Here is a 20,051-nt window from a genome sequence, read left to right as displayed (position 1 = left end):
GGCAGGCAGGCCGAACGGAGGACGGTGCACGTGGCGGGCAGTACGGCGGACGGTACGGAACGGGTGTCGCTGAGCGCTCAGGCGCGCGAGGCCGTCCGGCAGCGCATCGTGGACCGCCGCTATCCGCTGGGCGCGCGCCTGGTCGAGCGCGAGGTCGCCGAGGAGCTGCGGATGTCGCGGGTCCCGGTCCGCGAGGCGCTGCGCGCGCTGGTCGCCGAGGGGCTGCTCGAACTCCTGCCGCACAGCGGGGTGCGGGTGCGCCGCCTGGAGCGTTCCGACGTACGGCACCTGTACGAGGTGTGGGAGCCGCTCGCCGTCCAGGCGTCCCGGCTCTCCGCGCGCCGGGTGGCGGCGAGCGCGCCGGACGAGCCGCCGGAGCTGGCTGCGCTGCGGGCGACGCTCGGCCAGGCAGAGCGGGCCTCGGACGTGGACGACGGGCCGCGCGAGGTCGCCGCGCACACGGCTTTCCACGAGGGCATCGTGACCCTCTCCGGCAATCCCCTCCTGGCCCGCACGATGGAGCAGCTGAGCTGGCAGCTCCAGCTCCTGTTCGGCATGCGCGCGGAGCCCGATCACATGCGGGCCCAGCACGACCTCATCTACCGCCAGATCGCGTCGGGCGACGAGGAGACGGCCGCGGCGAGCACGCTGCTGCACGTGCGGGACAGCCAGGCGGTCGCGCTGCGGGCACTCTTCGAGGAGAGCGACGCCTCCTAAGGGCGGGCAACCCCTTCGGGGCTTTCTGTATACCAAAGGCGTCACGGTGGACATTCCTCCGACCTTCACACTGCCCATACGCCTACATTTCCTCACCCCTCCTTGCGGGCCACTCCAGCTTGGTATACAAACTGCGGACGCGTTCCCTCCGCAACCCGTACCCCGTTCTGGAGCAGCCCCATGTGCGTCGAGTCCATCCCTCCGCCCTCCTCCCGGCTCACCCGGCGCGGCGTCCTCGCGGGTGCGGCAGCGGTCGGCGGGACCACGGCAGCGCTGGCCGCCGCCGCTCCCCCGGCGAGCGCGAGCACGGGAACGGGCACGAGCGCCGCCGCACGTCGTGAGGGGCGGCAGACCGGCGGCGACCTGGTCGTCGAGGGCGGCACCCTCCTCGATCCCGCGACCGGCGAGGTGACCGAGGACGCCGTGGTCGTCATCGCGGACGGCGTCGTCCGCTCGGCGGGCAGGCGCGGCAGGACCGAGGCGCCCGAAGGCGCCGAGGTCCTGAACGCGCACGGGCGCTGGATCCTGCCGGGGCTCGTCGAGGCGCACATCCACCTCAACACCGCCGCCGAGGCGCGCGACGCCGTGCGGCTCGGCGCGACCAGCGCCCGCAGCGGCTCGACCAACTTCTACCAGGACATCGCCGTACGGGAGTTGGCCCGCGAGGCGCCGGGCCAGGCGCCCCGCCTGCGCGCCGCCGGAATCTTCGTCACGCCCGACCTCGGCGACACGATCCTCGCCGACCCGGAGCTGACGCCGCTGGCCAGGCTGCGGAACGGGGTGCGCTCCCCGGAGGCGCTGCGCCGCGTCGTCGAGGTCAACCTCGCCCGGGGCGCCGACGTCATCAAGACCCGCGTCAACGAGCGGGCGGGCCTGCCCGAGCAGGACCCGCTGGCCCAGGTGTACGACCGCGAGCAGCTGTCCGCCGTGGTCGCGGCGGCGAAGCGCGGCGGCAAGGGCGTGCTCTGCCACAGCTACAGCGAGAAGGGCTGCCACGACGCCGTCATGGCGGGCATCCGCTCCCTGGAGCACGGCGCCTTCGTCGGCGAACACACGCTGCACGAGATGCGGCGCAGGGGCACGTACTTCACGCCGACCCTCACCGCGATCGCCGGGCTCGCCGAGTCCTCGGACCCCGTGCTCGCCGAGCGCGGCCGCCAGTACCTGCCGGTCCTGAAGCGGGCCGTGCTCGCCGCGCACGAGATGGGCGTACCGCTCGCGGCGGGCACGGACTCCTCGGGCGGCAAGATCAAGCCCATCGGCCGCGAGGTGGAGCTGATGCACGCGGCGGGGCTCTCCGCGCTCGACGCGATCCGCACGGCCACCACCGGTGCCGCGAAGCTGCTCGGCCTCGACCGCACGGCGGGCCGCCTCGCGCGCGGCTTCGCCGGTGACGTGCTCCTGGTGGACGGCGATCCGCTGTCCGACGTGACGGTCCTCAAGAAGCCCGTACGCGTGGTGCGTTCGGGCGTCGCGCTCTGACCTCCCGCCGAGTCCGCAACTCCACACCCCTGAAGGAGACCTCCATGACGCCTCTCTCCCGTCGCGGCATCATCGCCGGTGCCGCAGCCCTCGCGGGCACCGGAGCCGCCCTCTCGGCCGCCGCCCCGGCCTCCGCCGCCTCGCGCGGCGGCAACGGCAGGCACCCCGAGGCCGTGGTGTTCCGTGACGTCCGTCCCTTCGGCGCCAAGACCCCCGTGGACCTCACGGTGGTCGACGGCCGGATCACGGACGGCCGGGCGCCCAAGGGCGCCGAGGTGATCGACGGCGGCGGCCGGGTCGCCCTGCCCTCGCTCGTGGACGCCCACATCCACCCGGACAAGACGACGTGGGGCAGCTCCTGGGTGACGCGGAAGCCGGCGAGCGGCATCGCCGACTACTGCGAGCAGGACGTGGAGATCTTCAAGAGCCAGCCCCGGCCGGTCGGCGAGCGCGCGTACGGCCTGATGTCGCACGCCGTGACGCGCGGCACACGCGCGATGCGCGCCCACGTGGACGTGGCGCCCGCCTACGACCTGGCCGGGGTCGAGGGCGTGAACGCGGCCCGCAGGCGCCTTCGCCACGCCCTCGACGTGCAGATCGTGGCCTTCCCGCAGCACGGCGTGATCCGCACCCCCGGCACGGCGGAGCTCCTGGAGGAAGCGGCCCGCTCCGGCGCGATCGACCTGGTCGGCGGCATCGACCCGATCAGCTTCGACGACGCCATGGACGAGCAGCTCGACCTGGTCTTCGGCCTCGCGGACCGCCACGGCGTCGGCGTGGACATCCATCTGCACGACCGCGACGAGAAGGGCACGAAGGTCCTGCGGGCCATCATCGAGCGCACCAAGGCGCTCTCCCTGCGCGGCAAGGTCACGGTCAGCCACGTCTTCTGCCTGCCGAACCTCTCCGACGGCGACCTGGGCAAGATGGCGGCCGACCTGGGCGAGCAGGACATCTCTCTGACGACGGTCGCGCCGAACGAGTCCCTCGTCCTGCCGATCGCGAAGCTGCGCGAGCACGGCGTGCGGGTCGGGCTCGGCTCGGACGGGGTGCGCGACGCGTGGTCCCCGTTCGGCAACGCGGACATGCTGCACCGCGCGCACATCCTCGGCTGGGTCACCGATGTCCGCCTCGACGACGAACTGTCCGCCTGCTACGACGTGGGCGCGCACGGCGGCGCCGACGTAATGGGCCTCGACCACGCGGACCTGAAGCCGGGCGCCCCGGCCGACTTCGTCCTCGTACGCGGCGAGAACGTGCAGCAGGTGCTGGTGGACATGCCGCAGCGGGACATGGTGGTGCACGCCGGCCGCGTGGTGGCCAGGAACGGCGAACTGGCGTAGCCGACCGCCCGGGTGGGGCTGCTGCCCCGCCCCACCCGGGTGCCTTCACTCCTCCGGGGCCGCCCGCATCCGGTAGTCGTACCGGGCGGGGAGTTCCTCGTCGGTCGTCGCGCGCCACAGTTCGCCGAGTACCTCGGCGCCCTCGCGCAGGTCCGCCACCTCGAAGCCCTCGTCGAACACCGCCCGGGCCGCGGCCCGCTCCCCCTCCGCGAGGAGCAACTGGATCTCGACGAGGCGGAAGCGGCCCTCCGCGCGTGTGGAGGGGTGCAGGCGCTCCCACACGTCGCGCGCCGCCGGCTGCCGGCCGGCCGCGAGGAGGACGGCTATCGCCTCCCTGCCGAGGGCCGCGCTCGCCGACGTCCACAGGACGCCGTCGTCGCGCCGCTCCTGGCACAGGTCGTCGAAGGCTTCCGCGTACCGGTCGGCGGCGCGCTCGATGTGGCCCGAGTCCTGGTCGGCGACCGCAAGGCAGCGCAGCAACGGCCAGCGCGAGGGGGCGAGTTCGAGGCCGCGCTCCCAGCTGCGTACCGCTTGCGCCCGGTCACCCGCGTGCCATTGCGCCACCCCCAGGTGATATTCGGCGACCGGCCGCGCGGGCGCCGTCTCCAGCATGTCCCGCCAGTGCGGGGCCACCAGGGTCGGCCCCGGCGGCGCGACACGGCGCGGCTCCGGGACGGCCCCGGAGTGCAACAGCTCCAGCCACGGCTCCTGCTCGGGACCCAGCGTGGACTCGGCGAACGGCGTGCCCGGCAACTTGTACGCCGCGCGCAGGACTTCGAGCGCACCCCACCCGGACCCGGCGGCGAGCACTTCCCCGGGCTCGGTGTCCGCGCACGGCCGCCACGCGTCGTACGCCTCCTCCACCGCCACCCGCGGCAGGGCGTCCGCCAGCCGTGCCTGCACCTCGTCGCGCGCGGCCCGCCAGTCGCCGCCGTGCACAGGGCCCGGCTCCGCGGACAGCGGCCCGTACGACTCCAGCCACGCGGACTCGGCTTCGGCGTCCAGGCGTACGTGTTCCAGCTGGGTCCGGGCAAGACCCGCCTGGATCTCCGCGTACCCGCCGGCGCCGGGCTCCGTCAGCCACTCCTGCCAGCGCTGTCCGCCCGTGCCCGAACCCCACACGAAGAGCTTGCGGCCGCGCAGCAGATCGGTCGACGTCTGGACGAGGCCGTGCCCTTCGTCGTCGAGGGCGGCGATCCAGCGGCGCGCCCGGTCGGGCACGTCGTAGAAGTAGTCGGCGGCGTACTCGCTGCGCGGCGGATACGTCCGGTCCACCCCGTCGGTCTCCGGCACGGGCACCTTGCGCAGGCCCCCCGCGTACCCGAAGTGCCAGGCCTCGTCGGCCGGGACGACGACCCGGCGCTCCTGCGGCACCGCGATGTTGGACCACCAGTAGACCGGCACCGCCTTCTCGTGCGGGTTGCGGATGCGCACCCCGACGTGAAGGAAGTCGGAGTCCCGGGGCAGCCACAGGTCCACTTGGAACGGCACGTCGCGCAGCCGCTCCCATTCCCAGAGCCGCAGCATCTCGCCGCCGTCGGGCGCCGTCACGCGCGCGGCGTGGAGCGGGGCGCAGGAGAGGGTCGTATGGCCGGTGGCGCCGATGTTCCATTCGATGCCGCCGGAGAACCAGGCTCCGTTGAGCGCGAAGGCCGCGGGCTGCAACACCGGGTTGCGGTAGAGGAGTTCGCGCCCGGTCGGCTTGTGGAAGAGGGAGTGGACGCGGCCGCCGAAGCCTGGCAGGACGGTGGCGCGCAGCCGGTCGTTCTCGATGACCAGCGTGTCGATCGCCGTGTCGGTCCGCTCGCGCCCGTACCCGTCGAGGACCCGCGTCGGCAGCACGCCGCGCAGCGGCTCGTATCCCAACTGCCGCGCCATGTCACGCGGCAGCCCTTCTCTGCCGCGCTCTTCCAGGGTGTGCACTTCGCGCAGCGGCCGCAGCGGCGGCAGGGGGTTCTCGGGGCCCAACGGGGCGGCGGGCAGCGTCAGTACGTCACGTCGCACGGTGGTCGTCACGATCACCATGGAACACGGTCGGCGCCGTCCCGACCAGGGGCTATCCCGGTCAGGATTACGCAAAGGCGCGCGCGGCGCGGGCGAGGCACGGCCGGGCGCGGCTACTCCGTGGCGGTGAGCGCCCATCGTTCGTGGTCGCGCCAGGCCCCGTCGATGTAGAGGAAGTCCGGCGAGAATCCTTCGAGGCGGTAGCCGCAGCGGCGGGCGAGGGCGATCGAGGCGGTGTTGCCGGGCTGGACGTTGATCTCCAGGCGGTGCAGCTTCAGGACGTCGAAGGCGTAGCGCGTGACGAGTCCGACGCCCTCGCTCATCAGACCCCGGCCCGCGGCGTGCGCGAAGGCGCCGTATCCCAGTGCCCCGCACAGGAAGGCGCCCTCGACGATGTTGTTGATGTTGACGAACCCGGCGATGGCGCCGCCGGCCGCGCTGCCGCGGCCCTGCTCGCCGCCCTCACCACCCCGCTCGCAGACGAGGAACCCCATCCGGCCCCGGCCCTCGATCAGTGCGCCCGCGTACGCCTGGTAGGCCTTGTCCGTGGTGGGCGGGAAGAGCCAGGGGCCGTGCAGCTCGCGGCTCTCCCGCGCGCGTGCGGTGAACTCGGGGCCGTCGGCGAAGGTGTAGGGACGTATGACCGCGCGGGGTCCCTCGGCGAGATGCACAGTGTTGTCGGGCATCGGGCCACGCTAACCGCTGTCCGACCGGCGCCCCGCGCCCACCGGCCCCGCTCCGGCCTGCGCCGTCCTCACTTGCGCCGTCGCATGAAGTAGGCCCCGCACAGCGCGCCGATCAGGCCGGTGCCAAGGAGCGCCACCCACAGCGGCATGGTCACCTCGGGGATCAGCAGTCTGATCTTGGTGTGGTGGGTGTTCTCGAAGATGAAGACCAGCGTGAGGACGGCGACCACCGCGACGGCGATCCTGCCGGGCGTCAGGAAGCCGCGGGCGCCGCCCGGGCCGCCGCCGGAACCGCCCGAGGAGGTGTTGGGACTCATGCGTGGTCCTTCCGTCGGAGCTTCGACCGGCCTCCCCCGGTGACCAGCATGGGCAGCCGGGCCGGGTTCGCGCGCGGTGGATGCCCCTGTGCGGCGCAGGTGTGGGCCGTACGGGTGAGTCCCCGCGAGCCGGAAGCGTCAGCGGACCACGGGCAGCTCGATCACCCCGGTGTCGCCGGGAGCGCTGGTGACGGTCACCGGCTTCACGCCACGGTTCCCGCCGTACGCGTCGTCGCTCGCCGCCACCACGAACCGCAGCTTGTGCCCCGCCTCGTAGCGGTGCACGATCCCCGGCAGCGACACGGTGAACGGCTTCGTCACGTCCGGCACGCGCACGGGCGACACGAGCCGGTGCACCAGCGTCTTCTGGCCGTCGGGCGCGATGTCGTACAGCTTGGCGAAGAGGACCAGCTTGTCGGCGGCGTCGCCGGAGTTCTGCACCTTCTCGGTGCGGGGCGAGACGACCTTGAGGGTGGCCTTCGCGGAGCCGACGACATCCACGGCCGCGGGCAGCGGTTCGGTCGTCCAGTCGAGGTAGGTGCCCTTGGTGTCGTACGGCGCGGGGTCGGGCAGGCCGATGAGTCCGGCCAGTGAGCTCTCGGAGTGGCTGGTGGGGATCAGCCAGTTCCGGTACTCGCGGCTGCCGCGGGCGACCTTCTTGCGGTTGTCGACGAGCTTGCCGTCGCCGGACAGGTACAGCTTCTGCGTCAGGGCGGGCACCTGCGCCGCGGTCGCGTAGGAGCCGTTCGGCCCGCTGTCGGCGGGGACCCAGTCCTGGTGGTAGGCGAAGGCGGGTCCGGTGTCGGCGTCCTTGTTCTTGCGGAGGTAGCGGTCGAACCACGCGAGGACGCGCTTGCCGACGTAGCTCGTCTCCAGGTTTCCCTCGGAGAGGTTGAGTTCGCCGGACGCCGGGTCGGTGAGGCCGCCGCTGTGGCCCGCCGACTGCCAGATCATCCTGGTCGTGGTGCCCTGCGCCTTGAGCGTCTCGTACGTCGCCTGCGCCTCGCCGAGGTTGAAGAGGCTGTCGGCCTGGCCCTGGACGAGCAGCGTCGGCGCCTTGACCCGCGGCAGATAGGAGACGGGCGAGACGCCGCGCGCGTACTCCTGCAAGGCCTCGGTCTTGTCGGCGGGATAGCGCCCGGAGTTGAGCGTACGGATGGTCTCGCAGGCCTTCGTGGCGAAGTGCAGGCAGGTGAGGGAGTTGATGCGGGAGGGGTCGAGGCTCGGTTCGAGGAGCGGCTGGCCCTCGCCGATGAGGTAGAAGCCGTTCATCCACTGCCACTTGGAGGCGCCGGGGACGCTGCGGTCGGCGGCGTTGTTCGGGTCGAGCGAGTAGCTCAGGTCGTTCCAGGTGATCATCGGTACGAGGGCGTCGACCCGGCGGTCCACGGCAGCCGTCGCCAGCTGGATCGCCCCGCCGTACGAACCGCCGATCATGCCGACGCGCGGGTCGGTCCCGGCATCCTTGGTGACGTAGTCGACCGTCGTGCCGTCGTCGGCCGCGCGCTCGCCCGCGAGGAAGTCGACGAGCCCGGAGGCCGCCTTGCCGTCGGTCTTGGGGTCGTCCAGGGAGATCAGGCAGCCGGACTTGCCGAAGCCGAGCCCGGAGTAGACGAGCCCGACGTAGCCGCGCTCGGCGAAGGCCTTGCCGGTGGCCGCGGTCCCGCCGTCCGACTTGCTGCCGCCGAAGCCGTTGGTGGTCAGGACGGCGGGGGCGGGGTGCGCGGCGTCCACTCCCGCGGGGCGGTAGAGGTCGGCGTCGACGGTGCACTTCCTGCCGCCCGCGTCGAGCGTGAACTTCAGCGCGGTGACCGTGTACTGCCCGGTGGCGCTCGCGGGCCCGGGTGCCGCGAGCGCCAGGGGCGCGGCAAGGGCGGCGCCGACGGCGAGGGCGAGCGGGGCGCGGGCGCGGGAGAGGGCACGACGGGACGCGGTACGACGGGACACGAGACCTCCACGCTGAGGACAGCCGACTACCGACCGGTAAGTAACCGGCCAGGGTCATGTTGTGACACGTGTCAGGTGTGGGTCAACGCTCGTGACAGGAGTTTCCCGTCGGGAATTGACGGAGATTCAGTGAGGACGGAGTCCCGTCATGACCAGGGGGGGTCCCTACGCGAGCGCGGGCACGTCCAGCGTCAACGTCGCCGTGTCCGCGTCCAGTTCGGCCGCCGCCCCGAACGGAATCGTCAGCGCCCCGTCGCAGTGCCCGAACCCGAACTCCTCGACGACCGGCACCCCGAGGCCGCCGAGCCGGTCGAGCAGCATGGCCCGCACGGTGTCATAGGAATCGCAGTCCACCCACGAGCCGAGCACGACCCCGCGCACGCCCTCGAACCAACCGGCGCGCGCGAGTTGGGTGACATAGCGGTCGAGGCGGTACGTCTCCTCGCCGATGTCCTCCAGGAAGAGCAGCCCGCCCCGCGCCGACGTGCGCACTGCGGGCGCGCCGATGTCCGCGGCGAGCAGCGAGAGGCAGCCGCCGAGCGTGACGCCCCGCGCGCGGCCCGGCACCAGCGCGGTTCCGCCCGAGGCGATTACCTGGACCTGCTCCGGCGCGAAGAGCGTGGTCCTCAAGTGCTCCTGGGCGCGGGCGTTCTTGAGGAAATCCAGGGCCGCGGTCATCGGGCCGTGCAGCGTGGCCAGGCCCATCCGTGCCGCGAACGCCTCGTGCAGCGTGGTGATGTCGCTGTAGCCGACGAACACCTTGGGTCCCGCCGCCCGCATCGCCGTCCAGTCGAGCAACTCAACCATCCGCAGCGCGCCGTAGCCGCCGCGTGCGCAGAGCACCGCGGAGACGGACGGGTCGCACCACGCATCCTGGAGGTCGCGGGCGCGGTCCGCGTCCGTGCCCGCGAGGTAGTCGAAGCTCGGGTGCCGGTCCAGGACGTGCGGGGCGACGACCGGTTCGAGGTCCCAGCCGCGCAGGATGTCCAGGCCCGCCTGGAGCCGTTCCTCGGGTATGGGGCCGCTGGGCGCGACGACGGCGACCCGCGCGCCGGGGGCCAGCCGCGCGGGACGTGTCAGGGGGTTCACTTGGAGAGCTCCAGGACTGGGGTGGCGCCGGCCAGGTTGAGCCGGAACACCTGGGCGTACAGGGAGAGTTCGGCCTCCAGGGCGCGGATCAGGGTGTCCACGCGGCGGAATCCGTGCCCCTCGCCCTCGAAGGCGATGTAGGCGTACGGCACGTCCCGCCCTTCGAGGTCGGAGACGAACCTCTCGGCCTGCTCGGGCGGGCAGATCACGTCGTCAAGGCCCTGGAGCAGCAGGAAGGGCACGCTCACCCGGTCGGCGTGCTCCGCGGGCGAGCGCTCCACGTACCGCGTGGGCACCTGGTCGAAAGGCCCGATCATCGAGTCCAGGTACCGCGACTCGAAGTCGTGGGTGCCGCCCGCGGCCCATTCCGTGAGGTCGAGGACGGGGTAGATGATGGTGGCGCAGGCGTACACGTCCGTCGTGGTCAGCGAGGCCGCCGCGGTCCAGCCGCCCGCGCTGCCGCCCCGGATCGCGAGTCGGTCGCGGTCGGCGGTGCCCTCGTCGGCCAGGGCGAGGGCGACGGCCGCGCAGTCCTCGACGTCGACGATGCCCCACTGCTCGCGCAGGCGGTTACGGTACGCGCGGCCGTAGCCCGTCGAGCCGCCGTAGTTCACCTCGGCGACGCCGATGCCGCGCGAGGTGAAGTAGGCGATCTCCAGGTCGAGCACGAGCGGGGAGCGGCCGGTGGGACCGCCGTGCACCCACACGACGTACGGCGGGAGTTCGTCGTCGGGGGCGACGCGGGTCGGGTGGTGCGGGGGGTAGACGTGTGCGTGGATCTCGCGGCCCGCCGGGCCGCTGAAGGTGCGGATGCGCGGCTCGGGGTAGAAGGCGGTGTCCACCGGGTCGTCGTGCGCGGCGCCGATCACGCGGGCGCGCCCCGTGCTGGTGTCCAGCTCCACGACCTCGTACGCGCTGCGGGGGCTCGCCGCGACGCCGACGGCGCGGGTCCCGTTGACCGCGACGGTCGCCGACCACTCCGTCCAGGGGCCCGCCGCGTCGACGACCTCGCCGGTCTCCGGGTCGAGCACGCCGAGCGCGGTGGCACCCTTGCCGTGCACGACGGCGACGAGGCCGCTGGCCAGGGGCGCGAACCAGCCGGAGCCGAGCTGCCACAGGGGTCCGCCGAACTCCTCGTCGCGCGGACAGAGCGGCGCTCCCTCACCGCCGTCCGCCGGGTCCGTGCGGTAGAGGTTCCACCAGCCCGTGCGGTCGCTCACGTACAGGAGCCGTCCGTCGGGCGCCCACTCCACCTGCGCGACGGACTCCTCGGGGCCGCCCGCGAAGACCCGCGGCGCACCGAACGTGCCGTCGTCGCGGACCGCCGCGACGAGGAGTTCCGTACCGTCCCAGGGCATCCGGGGGTGGTCCCAGGCGATCCACGCCACCCGGGCGCCGTCCGGCGAGAGCCGGGGCCCGGTGATGAAGCGGTGCCGGTCGTCGGAGAGTTCCCGCACCGCCGAGCGGTCCTGTGCCGCCGAGCCGTCGAGCGGCACGGCGACCGCGACCCGGCGTACGTCGGTGGACGCCTCCCCGGTGAACTCCTCAAGGACGCACCACACCTCGCCCCGGTCCCGGTGCACGCACGGATCGATGAACCGCAGGCCGCCGCCCACGCCGGAGAGCGGGGTCAGCGGGCGCGGCGCGGCCCCCGGCGTGTCGGGCTCGTACGCGTACAGGCGCTGGTCCGCGAAGTTCGCGAACACGACGAGAGGACCGCCGGGCCCCTCGGCCCCGGCCCACGAACGGCCCCCGTACTCGATGACCCGGCTGCGCACGTTCCACGGCTCGGGCAGCACGGACTCCTCCGCGCCGTCCGGGCGCCGCCGCACCAGGGCGCGCCTGCCGCCTTCGGCGGGCCTCGGCTCGGTCCACCACGCCTCGTCCCCCACGAAGCCCACGTGGCCCGGCGCGCCGTCGTGGGCCGCGGCGAGCGCCGCGTCGATGGGCGACGGCCATGATCCGTAAGCCTGGGTCTCCATCATGTCCTTCTCTTCCCCCATGATCGGTTGTGTTCCCTAGGCCGTTCTCAGGTAGCGGTCGAGTACCCGGACCCCGAAGTGCAGCGCGTCGACCGGCACCCGCTCGTCGACGCCGTGGAAGAGCTTTTGGTAGTCGAAGCCCTCCGGTGTCTTCAGCGGCGTGAAGCCGTAGCCCGTGATGCCCAGTCGTGAGAACTGCTTGGCGTCCGTGCCGCCGGACATGCAGTACGGCACGACATGCCCCTCGGGCGCGAACTCCTCGACGGCCGCGCGCATCTTGGCGTACGTCGACGAGTGGACCGGCGCCTGGAGCGCCACCTCGCGGTGGTGGAACTCCCAGTCGACGTCGACTCCGGTGAGGCGGTCAAGGGTGGCGGCGAACTCTTCCTCGCCGCCGGGCAGAAAGCGGCCGTCCACATGGGCGACGGCTTCTCCGGGGATCACATTGATCTTGTAACCGGCCTGGAGCATCGTCGGGTTGGCGCTGTTGCGCACGGTCGCCTCGACGAGCGACGCGGCAGGTCCGAGCTTCTCCAGGAGCGCGTCCACGTCGAATCCGGGCTCGTCCAGGTCGGCCTGTTCCCCGTACAGCGCGGCGAGTTCGGTCAGTGCCGCGCGGACCGTCGGCGTCAGGCGCACCGGCCAGCGGTGCTCGCCGATGCGGGTGATCGCGGACGCCAGGCGGGTGACGGCGTTCTCGTCGTTCACCTTCGAGCCGTGGCCCGCCCTGCCGCGCGCGGTCAGCTTCAGCCAGCCGGTGCCGCGTTCCCCCGCGGCGATGCCGTAGAGCTGATTGCCGCGCCCGTCGTGGAAGGTGAAGGCACCGGACTCGCTGACGCCTTCCGTGCAGCCCTCGAAGAGCGACGCGTGCTGATCGGCGAGGAACCCGGACCCGTCCTCGGCGCTCGCCTCCTCGTCGGCGGTGAACGCGATCACGATGTCCCGCCGGGGCCGCACGCCCTGGCGCGCCCAGCCGCGCACCACGGCGAGGATCATCGCATCCATGTTCTTCATGTCGACGGCGCCGCGGCCCCATACGACGCCGTCGCGGATCTCCCCGGAGAAGGGGTCCACGCTCCAGTCGGCGGCCTCGGCCGGAACGACGTCCAGGTGGCCGTGCAGGAGCAGCGCGTCGGCCGAGGGGTCCGTGCCCTCGATGCGTGCCACAACGTTCGTGCGTCCTGGTGTGCGCTCCAGGAGCGTCGGTTCGAGCCCGGCTCCGGCGAGGCGCTCGGCGGCGTACTCGGCGGCGGGCCGCTCGCGGCAGTCGCCGCCGCCGCGGTTCGTGGTGTCGATGCGGATGAGTTCGGAGGTGAACCGGACGACCTCGTCGAGCGCCTGCTCGTCGACGTGTCCGGCGGCCTGATGCCCCGGCTGCTCCTCAGCCATATTGTTCCTCCACAGCCGCTGATGCGATCGTCGTGACCGCCTTGAACGTACGAATGCCCTCGTACATGGTGTCGCTGGTGTACGCGACCTTCCGCTCGCCGGTGCGCCGCACGCCCGGCACCACGGTGGACGCCATGGAAAGATGCTCGGCGTCGAATTCCAGTTCCACCGTGAACGGGCCGCCCTGAACCGGTGCGTGCCGCACGGCGAGCGGTGCCGCTTCCTTCGCCGCGGCCCGGATGTCCGCGGCGGTCCGCCGCGGGGTGCGGCAGACCGCCGCGTAGCGCGACACATGGTCCTTGACGGCGACCTTCAGCGCGCCCGGCGCGTAGCCGAGGGCGTCCTCGCAGGCCAGGTCGTCACCGGTGACGAGGATGACGGGCACGCCGTACTCGGCGACGACGTGCGCGTTGAGCAGCCCTTCGCTCGCCCGGTCGCCGTTGACCCACACCCCGGTGATCGAGTTGGCGAGGTAGGTGTGCGCGAGCACACCCTCCATGCCTGCTCCCGCGTGGTAGCCGATGAAGGCGATGCCGTCCACGTCGTCGTGCTGGACGCCTTCGACCATGGAGAGGGACTTGTGCCGCCCGGTGAGCATCTCGGCCCGCTCGTCGAGGTCCTCCAGGAGGAGGTTGCGCATGGTCCAGTGCGCCTCATTGATGAGTACCTCGTCGGCTCCGCCGTCGAAGAAACCGAGCACGGCGGCGTTGACGTCCGAGGTGAACATCGAACGGCAGCGCTCCCACTGCGGCGTGCCCGGCAGCACGTCGGCCGGCCAGGTCACGCCCGTGGCGCCCTCCATGTCGGCGCTGATCAGGATCTTCATGCCGCCTCACGCTACGCGTTCACCCACTCCTGGACCAGATCCGCCCGCGACCGCGTCGCGCGTCCCCGCGTCGCCCTCCGCGACGGGCCCGGCGCCGGCCGCCGCCACCGTGCCGCGCCGCGAGCGGAGCCCGAAGGCGCTGATCACGGCGGCGAGCAGAGCCGCCGCGAGCGGGACCCACAGCGCCGCGCGGTAGCCGTCGAGGAGGGCCGCGGGTGAACTCGACGCGGTGGCCCATACGTTGACGGCGGACGCCGCGGAGAGACCGAGCGCGGCGCCGAACTGGAAGGCGGTGTAGAGCAGCCCGCCGGCCAGGCCCTGCTCCTCCTCCTTGACCCCGTCGGTGGCGACGATGGTGAGGGGTCCGTACGTGAGGGAGAACGCGAGGCCGAGGATGATCAGGCTCGGGAACATGGCCGAATACGCCCAGTCGGCGCCGACCGGCAGGAACAGCGCGTAGGAAAGCGCGGCGAGCAGCAGTCCGCCGAAGATCGCCCTGGCGTTGCCCAGGCGCCGGACGACCCGGGGCGTGACGGTGGGCGAGAGGACCGCGTCGACGCCGATGACGATCATCGCGAGGCTGGTCTGGAGGGTGGACCAGCCCCGCAGCTCCTGGAGGTAGAGGACGACCAGGAACTGGAACCCGAAGAAGCTGCCGGCGAAGAACAGCCCCGCGAGGTTGGCGCGGACCAGGGCCCCGCTGCGGAAGATCCCCAGGCGTACGAGGGGCGAGGCGGCGCGCCGCTCGACGGCGACGAAGAGGGCGAGCAGGGCGAGGCCCGCGGCCAGGGTGGCGGCGGTGGCGGCGGCGCTCGCGTGGGAGGCGCGCTCCACGCCGAGGACGAGCAGCACGATCGCGGCGGTGACCGAGACGGCGCCCGTCAGGTCGACGCTCTGCCCGGTGCGGTCGGGGCGCGGGGAGCGGGGCACGAAGGCGAGCGCGGCGGCCAGGATCAGGGCGGAGAGCACGACGGGCACGAAGAAGACCCAGCGCCAGCCGAACGCGGTGAGCAGACCCCCGACGACCAGGCCGATCGAGAAGCCGCCCGCCGCGGTGCCGGAGTAGATGAGCAGCGCCTTGTTGCGGCGCGGGCCCTCCGCGAAGCCGGTGGTGATGATGGAGAGGCCCGCGGGGGTCATGAAGGCCGCGGCGACTCCGGTGACGAAGCGGGCGACGATCAGCGCCCAGCCCTCGGTGGCGAAGCCGCCGAGTCCGGAGAAGACCAGGAAGACACTGAGCCAGAGGACGAACATCTGGCGGCGCCCGAAGAGGTCGGCCGCACGGCCGCCGAGCAGCATGAAGCCCCCGTATCCGAGGACGTAGGCGCTCATGACCCACTGGAGGGATCCGGTGGACAGGCCGAGGTCGGCGCGGATGGCGGGCATCGCCACATTGAGCATGGCCACGTCGATGCCTTCGAGGAAGATCGCACCGCACAGGACGAGCAGGACGCCCCACTCGCGGGGCTTGAAGACGACCGGTGACGCGCTCGGCGCCTCGATCGGTGATGGTGTCTGCGCACTCGAACTCACTTCAGTTCTCCGCCTGTTGACCGCTACCGCCGGGGATTTCCCGGCTCTCTCAGCCTCGATCAGGGCGTATGGGCGGAACAACGGCGAAGATCGCAACGTTCGTTCAACCAGGCTTACCGATCCGAGCGGCCCGGGGGACGTCGATGGAACGCGATGAAGTGGAGTGCTTCCTGCTGCTCGCCCAGGAGCTGCACTTCGGCCGCACGGCCGAGCGCATGCGGCTGTCCCGTGCCAGGGTGAGCCAGCTCATCCAGCGCACCGAACGCCGGGTCGGCGCCCCGCTCTTCGTCCGCACGAGCCGCCGCGTCGGCCTCACCGCGCTCGGCCGCCAGCTCCGGGACGACCTGGAACCGCACCACCGGGCCATCGACGCCGCGGTCGAGCGGGCCGCGGCCACCGCGCGCGGCATCGACGGCGTGCTGCACGTCGGCTTCGCCAATCCGCTGGCGGGCGAGATCGTGCTGCGGGCGAGCGAGGCACTGCGCGTCAGCCATCCGGGGCTCGCGGTGGAGATCTGCGAGGTGCCGCTCGGCGATCCGTACGGGCAGTTGCGCAAGGGCGAGTTCGACGTGCAGCTCACGGAGTTCCCGGTGCGCGAGGAGGACCTCGGGGGCGGGCCCGAGCTGCTCGCGGAGCCGCGCGTGCTCGCGATCGCCTCGTCGCATCCGCTGGCCGTACGGGACTCGGTGTCCCTGGACGACCTGGCCGATGTACCGCTCCTGCCGATCGAGGGCGAGGTGCCCGACTACTGGCTGGAGCAGCACGTCCCCTCCCGCACCCCGTCCGGCAAGCCGATCGGCCGCGGTCCCGCGGTGACCAACATGCAGGAGGCGCTGATGCTGGTCGCGGGCGGCAGGGGCGCGTTCCTGGCTCCCGCGCACACGGGGACGTACTTCGCCAGGCCCGGCGTCGCGTACATCCCCTTCACCGACGCCGAGCCGGTCGGTTACGGCCTGGTGTGGCGGGCCGGACAGGGCACGGGGGCCGTCCGGACCTTCGCGCGGACCGCCCGTGAGGCGGCCCGTGACGTGGCTCAGGGTGACGCGCGGCGTGCGGCGCCCGCCGCGACCACCGCCCAGACGGCGAGCGCGGGCCACAACAGCACCTTCCCGCAGGTCCAGAGGGCGGGGACGGCGGCGGCCGTGGAGACGGAGAGCGCGGCGGCGGCGGTCATGCCGAGGGGGAAGACGGTGGCCCAGCGGCGTACGTCGTAGCGCGGGCGCGGCCATCGCAGTTCGCAGCCGACGAGCACCGCGTACCAGGCGAAGGCGAGGCCGAGCGCGATCAGGGTGAGGGTGCGCAGGACGTCGTGGGCCGGGGTGGCCCAGCGCAGCGGACCGTCCGGTGCCGCGGCGGCGACCAGCTTGGATCCGGCCAGGGCGGAGATGGCCATGGCACCGGCGATGATCCAGTGGTCGCCCTGCCCGGCGGCGAGCTGGCGGAAGTCGAAGCGGCACAGCACGACGGCGTACAGGACGAGGCCGGCGAAGAAGAAGGCAAGGGCGGGCCACATGAGCCACGCCTGCCGGTCCGCGACGGCGACGGTGGAGGCCAGGACGACGATGGCCTGGGTGGCCACGCACACCAGATAGGCGGCGCCCGGCAGCTTGCTCTGCCAGTGGCGGATCACGTGGGACATCAGCAGGGGCCAGAGCAGCGCGCTGAGGCAGAGCAGGGCCACCGAGACGGGCTGGTGACCGAGCAGGGAGAGCCGGGTGCCGAGTACCGCCGTCGCGGCGACGGCGGTCAGGGCGGGCGGGGTGTCGATCTCGTACAGCCAGCGGTCCCGTTCGGCCAGCAGATGCCGTACGAAGACGGCGGCGAGGACCACGTAGACCGCCACCGCCACGACGAGCAGGACGAGCGACAGCCACTCGACGCCGAGCAGGTGCAGTCCGACGGAGAGCACGGCGGTGGCCATGACCGCCGACCCCGCGGCGGGCGGCACGGTATCCGCCCAGTTCTTGCGCATGGCGCGACTCCATCGGCGTACAGGTCCCTGCCCGCGATCCTGGCACGGCGGGCTGATCCCGGCATGTCGGACACGGGCGCGCCACCCGGTCGGCGTGCGGACGGCGCCGCGCACGTCACGTCACCGGCCTGCCACCAGCCACTTCGAGGGAAGTTCGATCCGCCTGCCGTCGGGCGTGAACTCGGTCGTGATGAGCGGCAGTTCACCCGATGCGACCACCGTGAGCCCGGCCGCCGCCACGTACTGCGGCACCGCCGCGTCCGCGACCTCGCCCGGCGCGATGCCGTGCGCGAACACCGGCGCCAGCTTCGGCGGCGGGCCCTGCGGGCTCTGGGCAAGGCCCCGTAAGACCGCCCCCGCGGCCTCGGCGAGCTCGACGACGAACGCTCTGCCTCGCTCGCCGACCAGCGCCGCGATGCCCTCGACGAGCGGCCCGCGGTCGGCGGGATCGCACTGGTGGAGCACCCCGCGCATATAGACGTTCACGTCGCCGAGTTCCGCGTGCAGTTGCTCGGCCTCGGATCTCTCCGCGGCGTCGACCTGCCGGAACTCGACCTGCTCCGCCGGGTCGGCGCGCCGCGCGTGCGCGAGGGCGGCGGCGGACAGGTCGACGCCGAGGACGCGCAGATGGCGGTCGGCGAGGAAACGGGTCTGGGTGCCGTTGCCGCAGCCGATGTCCACGACGGGAAGCCCGGCGGCCGTCATGTGCGGTTCGAAGAGGGCGAGATGGATGCCGACGGTGAGCGCGGGTTCGGCGTCCCAGAAGACGGCCCCCGGTTCCTGTGGGGCGTCCCGCCAGAACCCCTCCCACGCCTCCTTGTACCGACTCGTGACGCTCATGCCCAGCTCCCCAGGATGCGACGACGACCGCCGCCGAAGCCGACGGCAAGATCGGTCTATCGCGCCCGGAGTGCCCGGACAAGTCACCGGCGCGAGCATTCACCGCCACTTCCGTGCCCGCCCGCCCGGCGCACGCCCCGCGGACCCCCTCAGGCCCTTCCGGCGCGCGACGGCGCGAGCTCGAACCACACGGTCTTGCCCGAGGAGGTACGGCTGGTCCCCCATTCCTTGGCGAGCACGCTGACGATCCGCAGGCCGCGCCCGAACTCGTCGCCGGGGCCCGCGTCAAGGAGCGTCGGCAGGGTGTGGTCGTCGTCCTCGACCTCGCAGATCAGCGTGGCCCCCGAGCGGACGAGCCGGAGCTCGACGCGGCGCCCGCGCGAGTGCCGTACGGCATTGGTGACCAGCTCGCTGACCAGCAGCTCGGCGGTCTCGGAGCGGTCCTCGCAGGACCAGGTGACCAACTGGCCGCGCACCAGGTCGCGGGCCCTGCTCACCTCGCTCGGGTCGAGCGCGAGCAGCCAGGTCGCGACGTCCTCCTGCGCCACGCCGTTCAGGCGTGCCATCAGGAGCGCCACGTCGTCCTTGCGTCCGCCGCGGGTGTTGAGCGCCCGGATGATGGTGTCGCAGGCGTCGTCCATGGAGGCCGCCGGGTGCGCCGCGGACTCGGTGAGCGTGGCGAGGCCGACGCCGATGTCCTCGCCGCGCACCTCGACCAGGCCGTCGGTGCACATCAGGAGCCGGTCGCCGGGCGCCACCGGGACGGTGACCGACTCGAAGGGCACCCCTCCGACGCCGATGGGCGCCCCGGTCGGCAGGTCGAGGAGCTCGCTGCGGCCGTCGGCGGCACGGACCAGGACGGGCGGGATGTGTCCCGCGTTGGCCAGGTGCACCTCGCTCGCGATGGGGTCGTAGACGGCGTAGAGGCAGGTCGCGAGGTAGTGCTCGCCGAGGCGCTGCGCCAGGTCGTCGAGGTTGCGCAGGAGCTGGGCGGGCGGCAGGTCCAGGGCCGCCATGGTCTGCACGGCGGTGCGCAACTGACCCATCATCGCTGCCGAGTTGAGGCCGTGACCCATCACGTCGCCGACGACGAGCGCCGTGCGGGAACCGGGCAGCTTCACGGAGTCGAACCAGTCGCCGCCGACCCGGCCAAGGAGCGTGCCCGGCAGATAGCGCGTGGCGATGTCGCAGCCGGTCATGCGGGGTTCGATGTGCGGCAGCATGCTGTCCTGGAGGGTGTCGGCGACGCTCTCCTGGTAGGTGTACATGCGGGCGTTGTCGAGCACGAGGCCCGCGCGGGCGGCCAGTTCGGCGCCGGTGACGCGGTCCATGTCGTTGAAGACGGGCCGCTCCCGGTGGCGCAGCAGGATCATGAAGCCGAGCACTACATTGCGGGCCTTGAGGGGCACGACGAGCATCGAGCGGTGGTTGATGAGCGGGCGGATGTCGCGCTTCTCGAACTGCGAGGCGATCGCGTTGCCCATCTCCTCGGTGATGCGCGGCACGAGGACCGGATCACCGGAGGTCATGCACTGGAAGAACGGCGTGTGCGACGGGAAGGGCATGGATTCGCCGACGGGCACGACGTCGTCCCAGCGGCCCGGCTCGTCCGTGTGCTCCACGGCGACCCGGTGCCACATCGTCGTCTCGTCCGGCGGCCCTTCGGGGAACCCCTCGCCCGCGACGACCTGTTCGCGCAGATACGTGCCCGCCACGTCCGTGAAGCGCGGCACGACGGCCCTGCTGACCTCGACGATCGTGCGGGAGAGGTCGAGCGAGGAGCCGATGCGCCCGCTGACCTCGTTCAGGAACTCCAGGTGCTCGCGGACCGCCGCGTATTCGAGGTCCTGGTCCTCCTTGTGCGTGCCCGGTGCGGGTATGCCGTCTTCGGCGGCGGCCTGCCGGGCGCGCAGCCTGCGGGCCG

15 protein-coding genes and 1 pseudogene are annotated in these 20,051 nt (G+C 72.6%); 4 read left to right on the top strand and 12 right to left on the bottom strand.

Going from position 1 to position 20,051, the window contains the following annotated elements; genetic code table 11:
- Positions 1 to 30 precede the first annotated feature (30 nt).
- From ACQKIP_RS09430 to ACQKIP_RS09420, 3 genes are all read left to right on the top strand, one after another.
- Positions 31 to 717, top strand: coding sequence for a GntR family transcriptional regulator (locus ACQKIP_RS09430; protein ID WP_365855708.1), 687 nt, complete (start codon positions 31 to 33; stop codon positions 715 to 717).
- A gap of 180 nt (positions 718 to 897) precedes the next feature.
- Positions 898 to 2,199, top strand: a complete 1,302-nt coding sequence (locus ACQKIP_RS09425; protein ID WP_427742685.1) for an amidohydrolase family protein — start codon at positions 898 to 900, stop codon at positions 2,197 to 2,199.
- Positions 2,200 to 2,243: 44 nt separating this feature from the next.
- Entirely contained in the window at positions 2,244 to 3,542 is a 1,299-nt protein-coding gene (locus tag ACQKIP_RS09420) for an amidohydrolase family protein (protein ID WP_365855712.1), read from the top strand.
- A gap of 45 nt (positions 3,543 to 3,587) precedes the next feature.
- On the opposite strand, the gene ACQKIP_RS09415 is transcribed toward ACQKIP_RS09420, so the two are convergent.
- The 9 genes from ACQKIP_RS09415 to ACQKIP_RS09375 form a co-directional block, all read right to left on the bottom strand.
- Positions 3,588 to 5,567: a DUF5107 domain-containing protein gene (locus ACQKIP_RS09415; protein WP_365855714.1), complete on the bottom strand. Its 1,980-nt coding sequence runs from the start codon at positions 5,565 to 5,567 to the stop codon at positions 3,588 to 3,590.
- Positions 5,568 to 5,659: 92 nt separating this feature from the next.
- Positions 5,660 to 6,232, bottom strand: a complete 573-nt coding sequence (locus tag ACQKIP_RS09410) for a GNAT family N-acetyltransferase (RefSeq protein ID WP_365855716.1) — start codon at positions 6,230 to 6,232, stop codon at positions 5,660 to 5,662.
- A 68-nt stretch (positions 6,233 to 6,300) separates the two neighbouring features.
- A complete protein-coding gene (locus ACQKIP_RS09405) occupies positions 6,301 to 6,549 on the bottom strand; it encodes a LapA family protein (RefSeq protein WP_365855718.1) in 249 nt (82 codons plus the stop codon).
- 138 nt (positions 6,550 to 6,687) lie between these two features.
- Complete coding sequence (locus ACQKIP_RS09400) at positions 6,688 to 8,496, bottom strand: alpha/beta fold hydrolase (protein ID WP_427742682.1); 1,809 nt, start codon at positions 8,494 to 8,496, stop codon at positions 6,688 to 6,690.
- A gap of 165 nt (positions 8,497 to 8,661) precedes the next feature.
- Positions 8,662 to 9,585, bottom strand: a complete 924-nt coding sequence (locus tag ACQKIP_RS09395) for a S66 peptidase family protein (RefSeq protein WP_365855720.1) — start codon at positions 9,583 to 9,585, stop codon at positions 8,662 to 8,664.
- Positions 9,582 to 11,567 carry a prolyl oligopeptidase family serine peptidase gene (locus tag ACQKIP_RS09390; protein ID WP_427742694.1) on the bottom strand — a complete coding sequence of 662 codons (1,986 nt, stop codon included), beginning with the start codon at positions 11,565 to 11,567 and terminating at the stop codon, positions 9,582 to 9,584. Before ACQKIP_RS09390 ends, ACQKIP_RS09395 begins: the two co-directional genes overlap by 4 nt.
- Before the next feature lie 36 nt (positions 11,568 to 11,603).
- Positions 11,604 to 12,956 (bottom strand): M20/M25/M40 family metallo-hydrolase, encoded by a 1,353-nt coding sequence (locus ACQKIP_RS09385; RefSeq protein WP_365855724.1) that lies wholly within the window; start codon positions 12,954 to 12,956, stop codon positions 11,604 to 11,606.
- Complete coding sequence (locus ACQKIP_RS09380) at positions 12,949 to 13,782, bottom strand: M55 family metallopeptidase (RefSeq protein WP_365855726.1); 834 nt, start codon at positions 13,780 to 13,782, stop codon at positions 12,949 to 12,951. The genes ACQKIP_RS09385 and ACQKIP_RS09380 overlap by 8 nt, the downstream gene beginning before the upstream one ends.
- Before the next feature lie 6 nt (positions 13,783 to 13,788).
- Complete coding sequence (locus ACQKIP_RS09375; RefSeq protein WP_365855829.1) at positions 13,789 to 15,285, bottom strand: MFS transporter; 1,497 nt, start codon at positions 15,283 to 15,285, stop codon at positions 13,789 to 13,791.
- 98 nt (positions 15,286 to 15,383) lie between these two features.
- On the opposite strand from ACQKIP_RS09375, the pseudogene ACQKIP_RS09370 reads away from it, so the two are divergent.
- A pseudogene (locus ACQKIP_RS09370) lies at positions 15,384 to 16,277 on the top strand (LysR family transcriptional regulator); the annotation flags it as partial.
- 71 nt (positions 16,278 to 16,348) lie between these two features.
- Here the strand turns inward: ACQKIP_RS09370 and ACQKIP_RS09365 are convergent.
- The 3 genes from ACQKIP_RS09365 to ACQKIP_RS09355 all read right to left on the bottom strand — a co-directional run.
- On the bottom strand, positions 16,349 to 17,287 hold the full coding sequence (locus tag ACQKIP_RS09365; RefSeq protein ID WP_365855728.1) for a tellurite resistance/C4-dicarboxylate transporter family protein: 939 nt from the start codon (positions 17,285 to 17,287) through the stop codon (positions 16,349 to 16,351).
- A 120-nt stretch (positions 17,288 to 17,407) separates the two neighbouring features.
- Positions 17,408 to 18,127, bottom strand: coding sequence for a class I SAM-dependent methyltransferase (locus tag ACQKIP_RS09360; RefSeq protein WP_365855730.1), 720 nt, complete (start codon positions 18,125 to 18,127; stop codon positions 17,408 to 17,410).
- Positions 18,128 to 18,276: 149 nt separating this feature from the next.
- Positions 18,277 to 20,051 (bottom strand): ATP-binding SpoIIE family protein phosphatase (locus tag ACQKIP_RS09355; protein ID WP_427742678.1); only part of this gene is annotated, 1,775 nt, incomplete at its 5' end.

This window comes from Streptomyces sp. NPDC059900, from assembly GCF_050270335.1.
Taxonomy (GTDB): Bacteria; Actinomycetota; Actinomycetes; order Streptomycetales; family Streptomycetaceae; genus Streptomyces.
The sequence above is the reverse complement of the archived record's forward strand: the minus strand, read 5'-3'. Positions and strand labels throughout refer to the sequence as shown.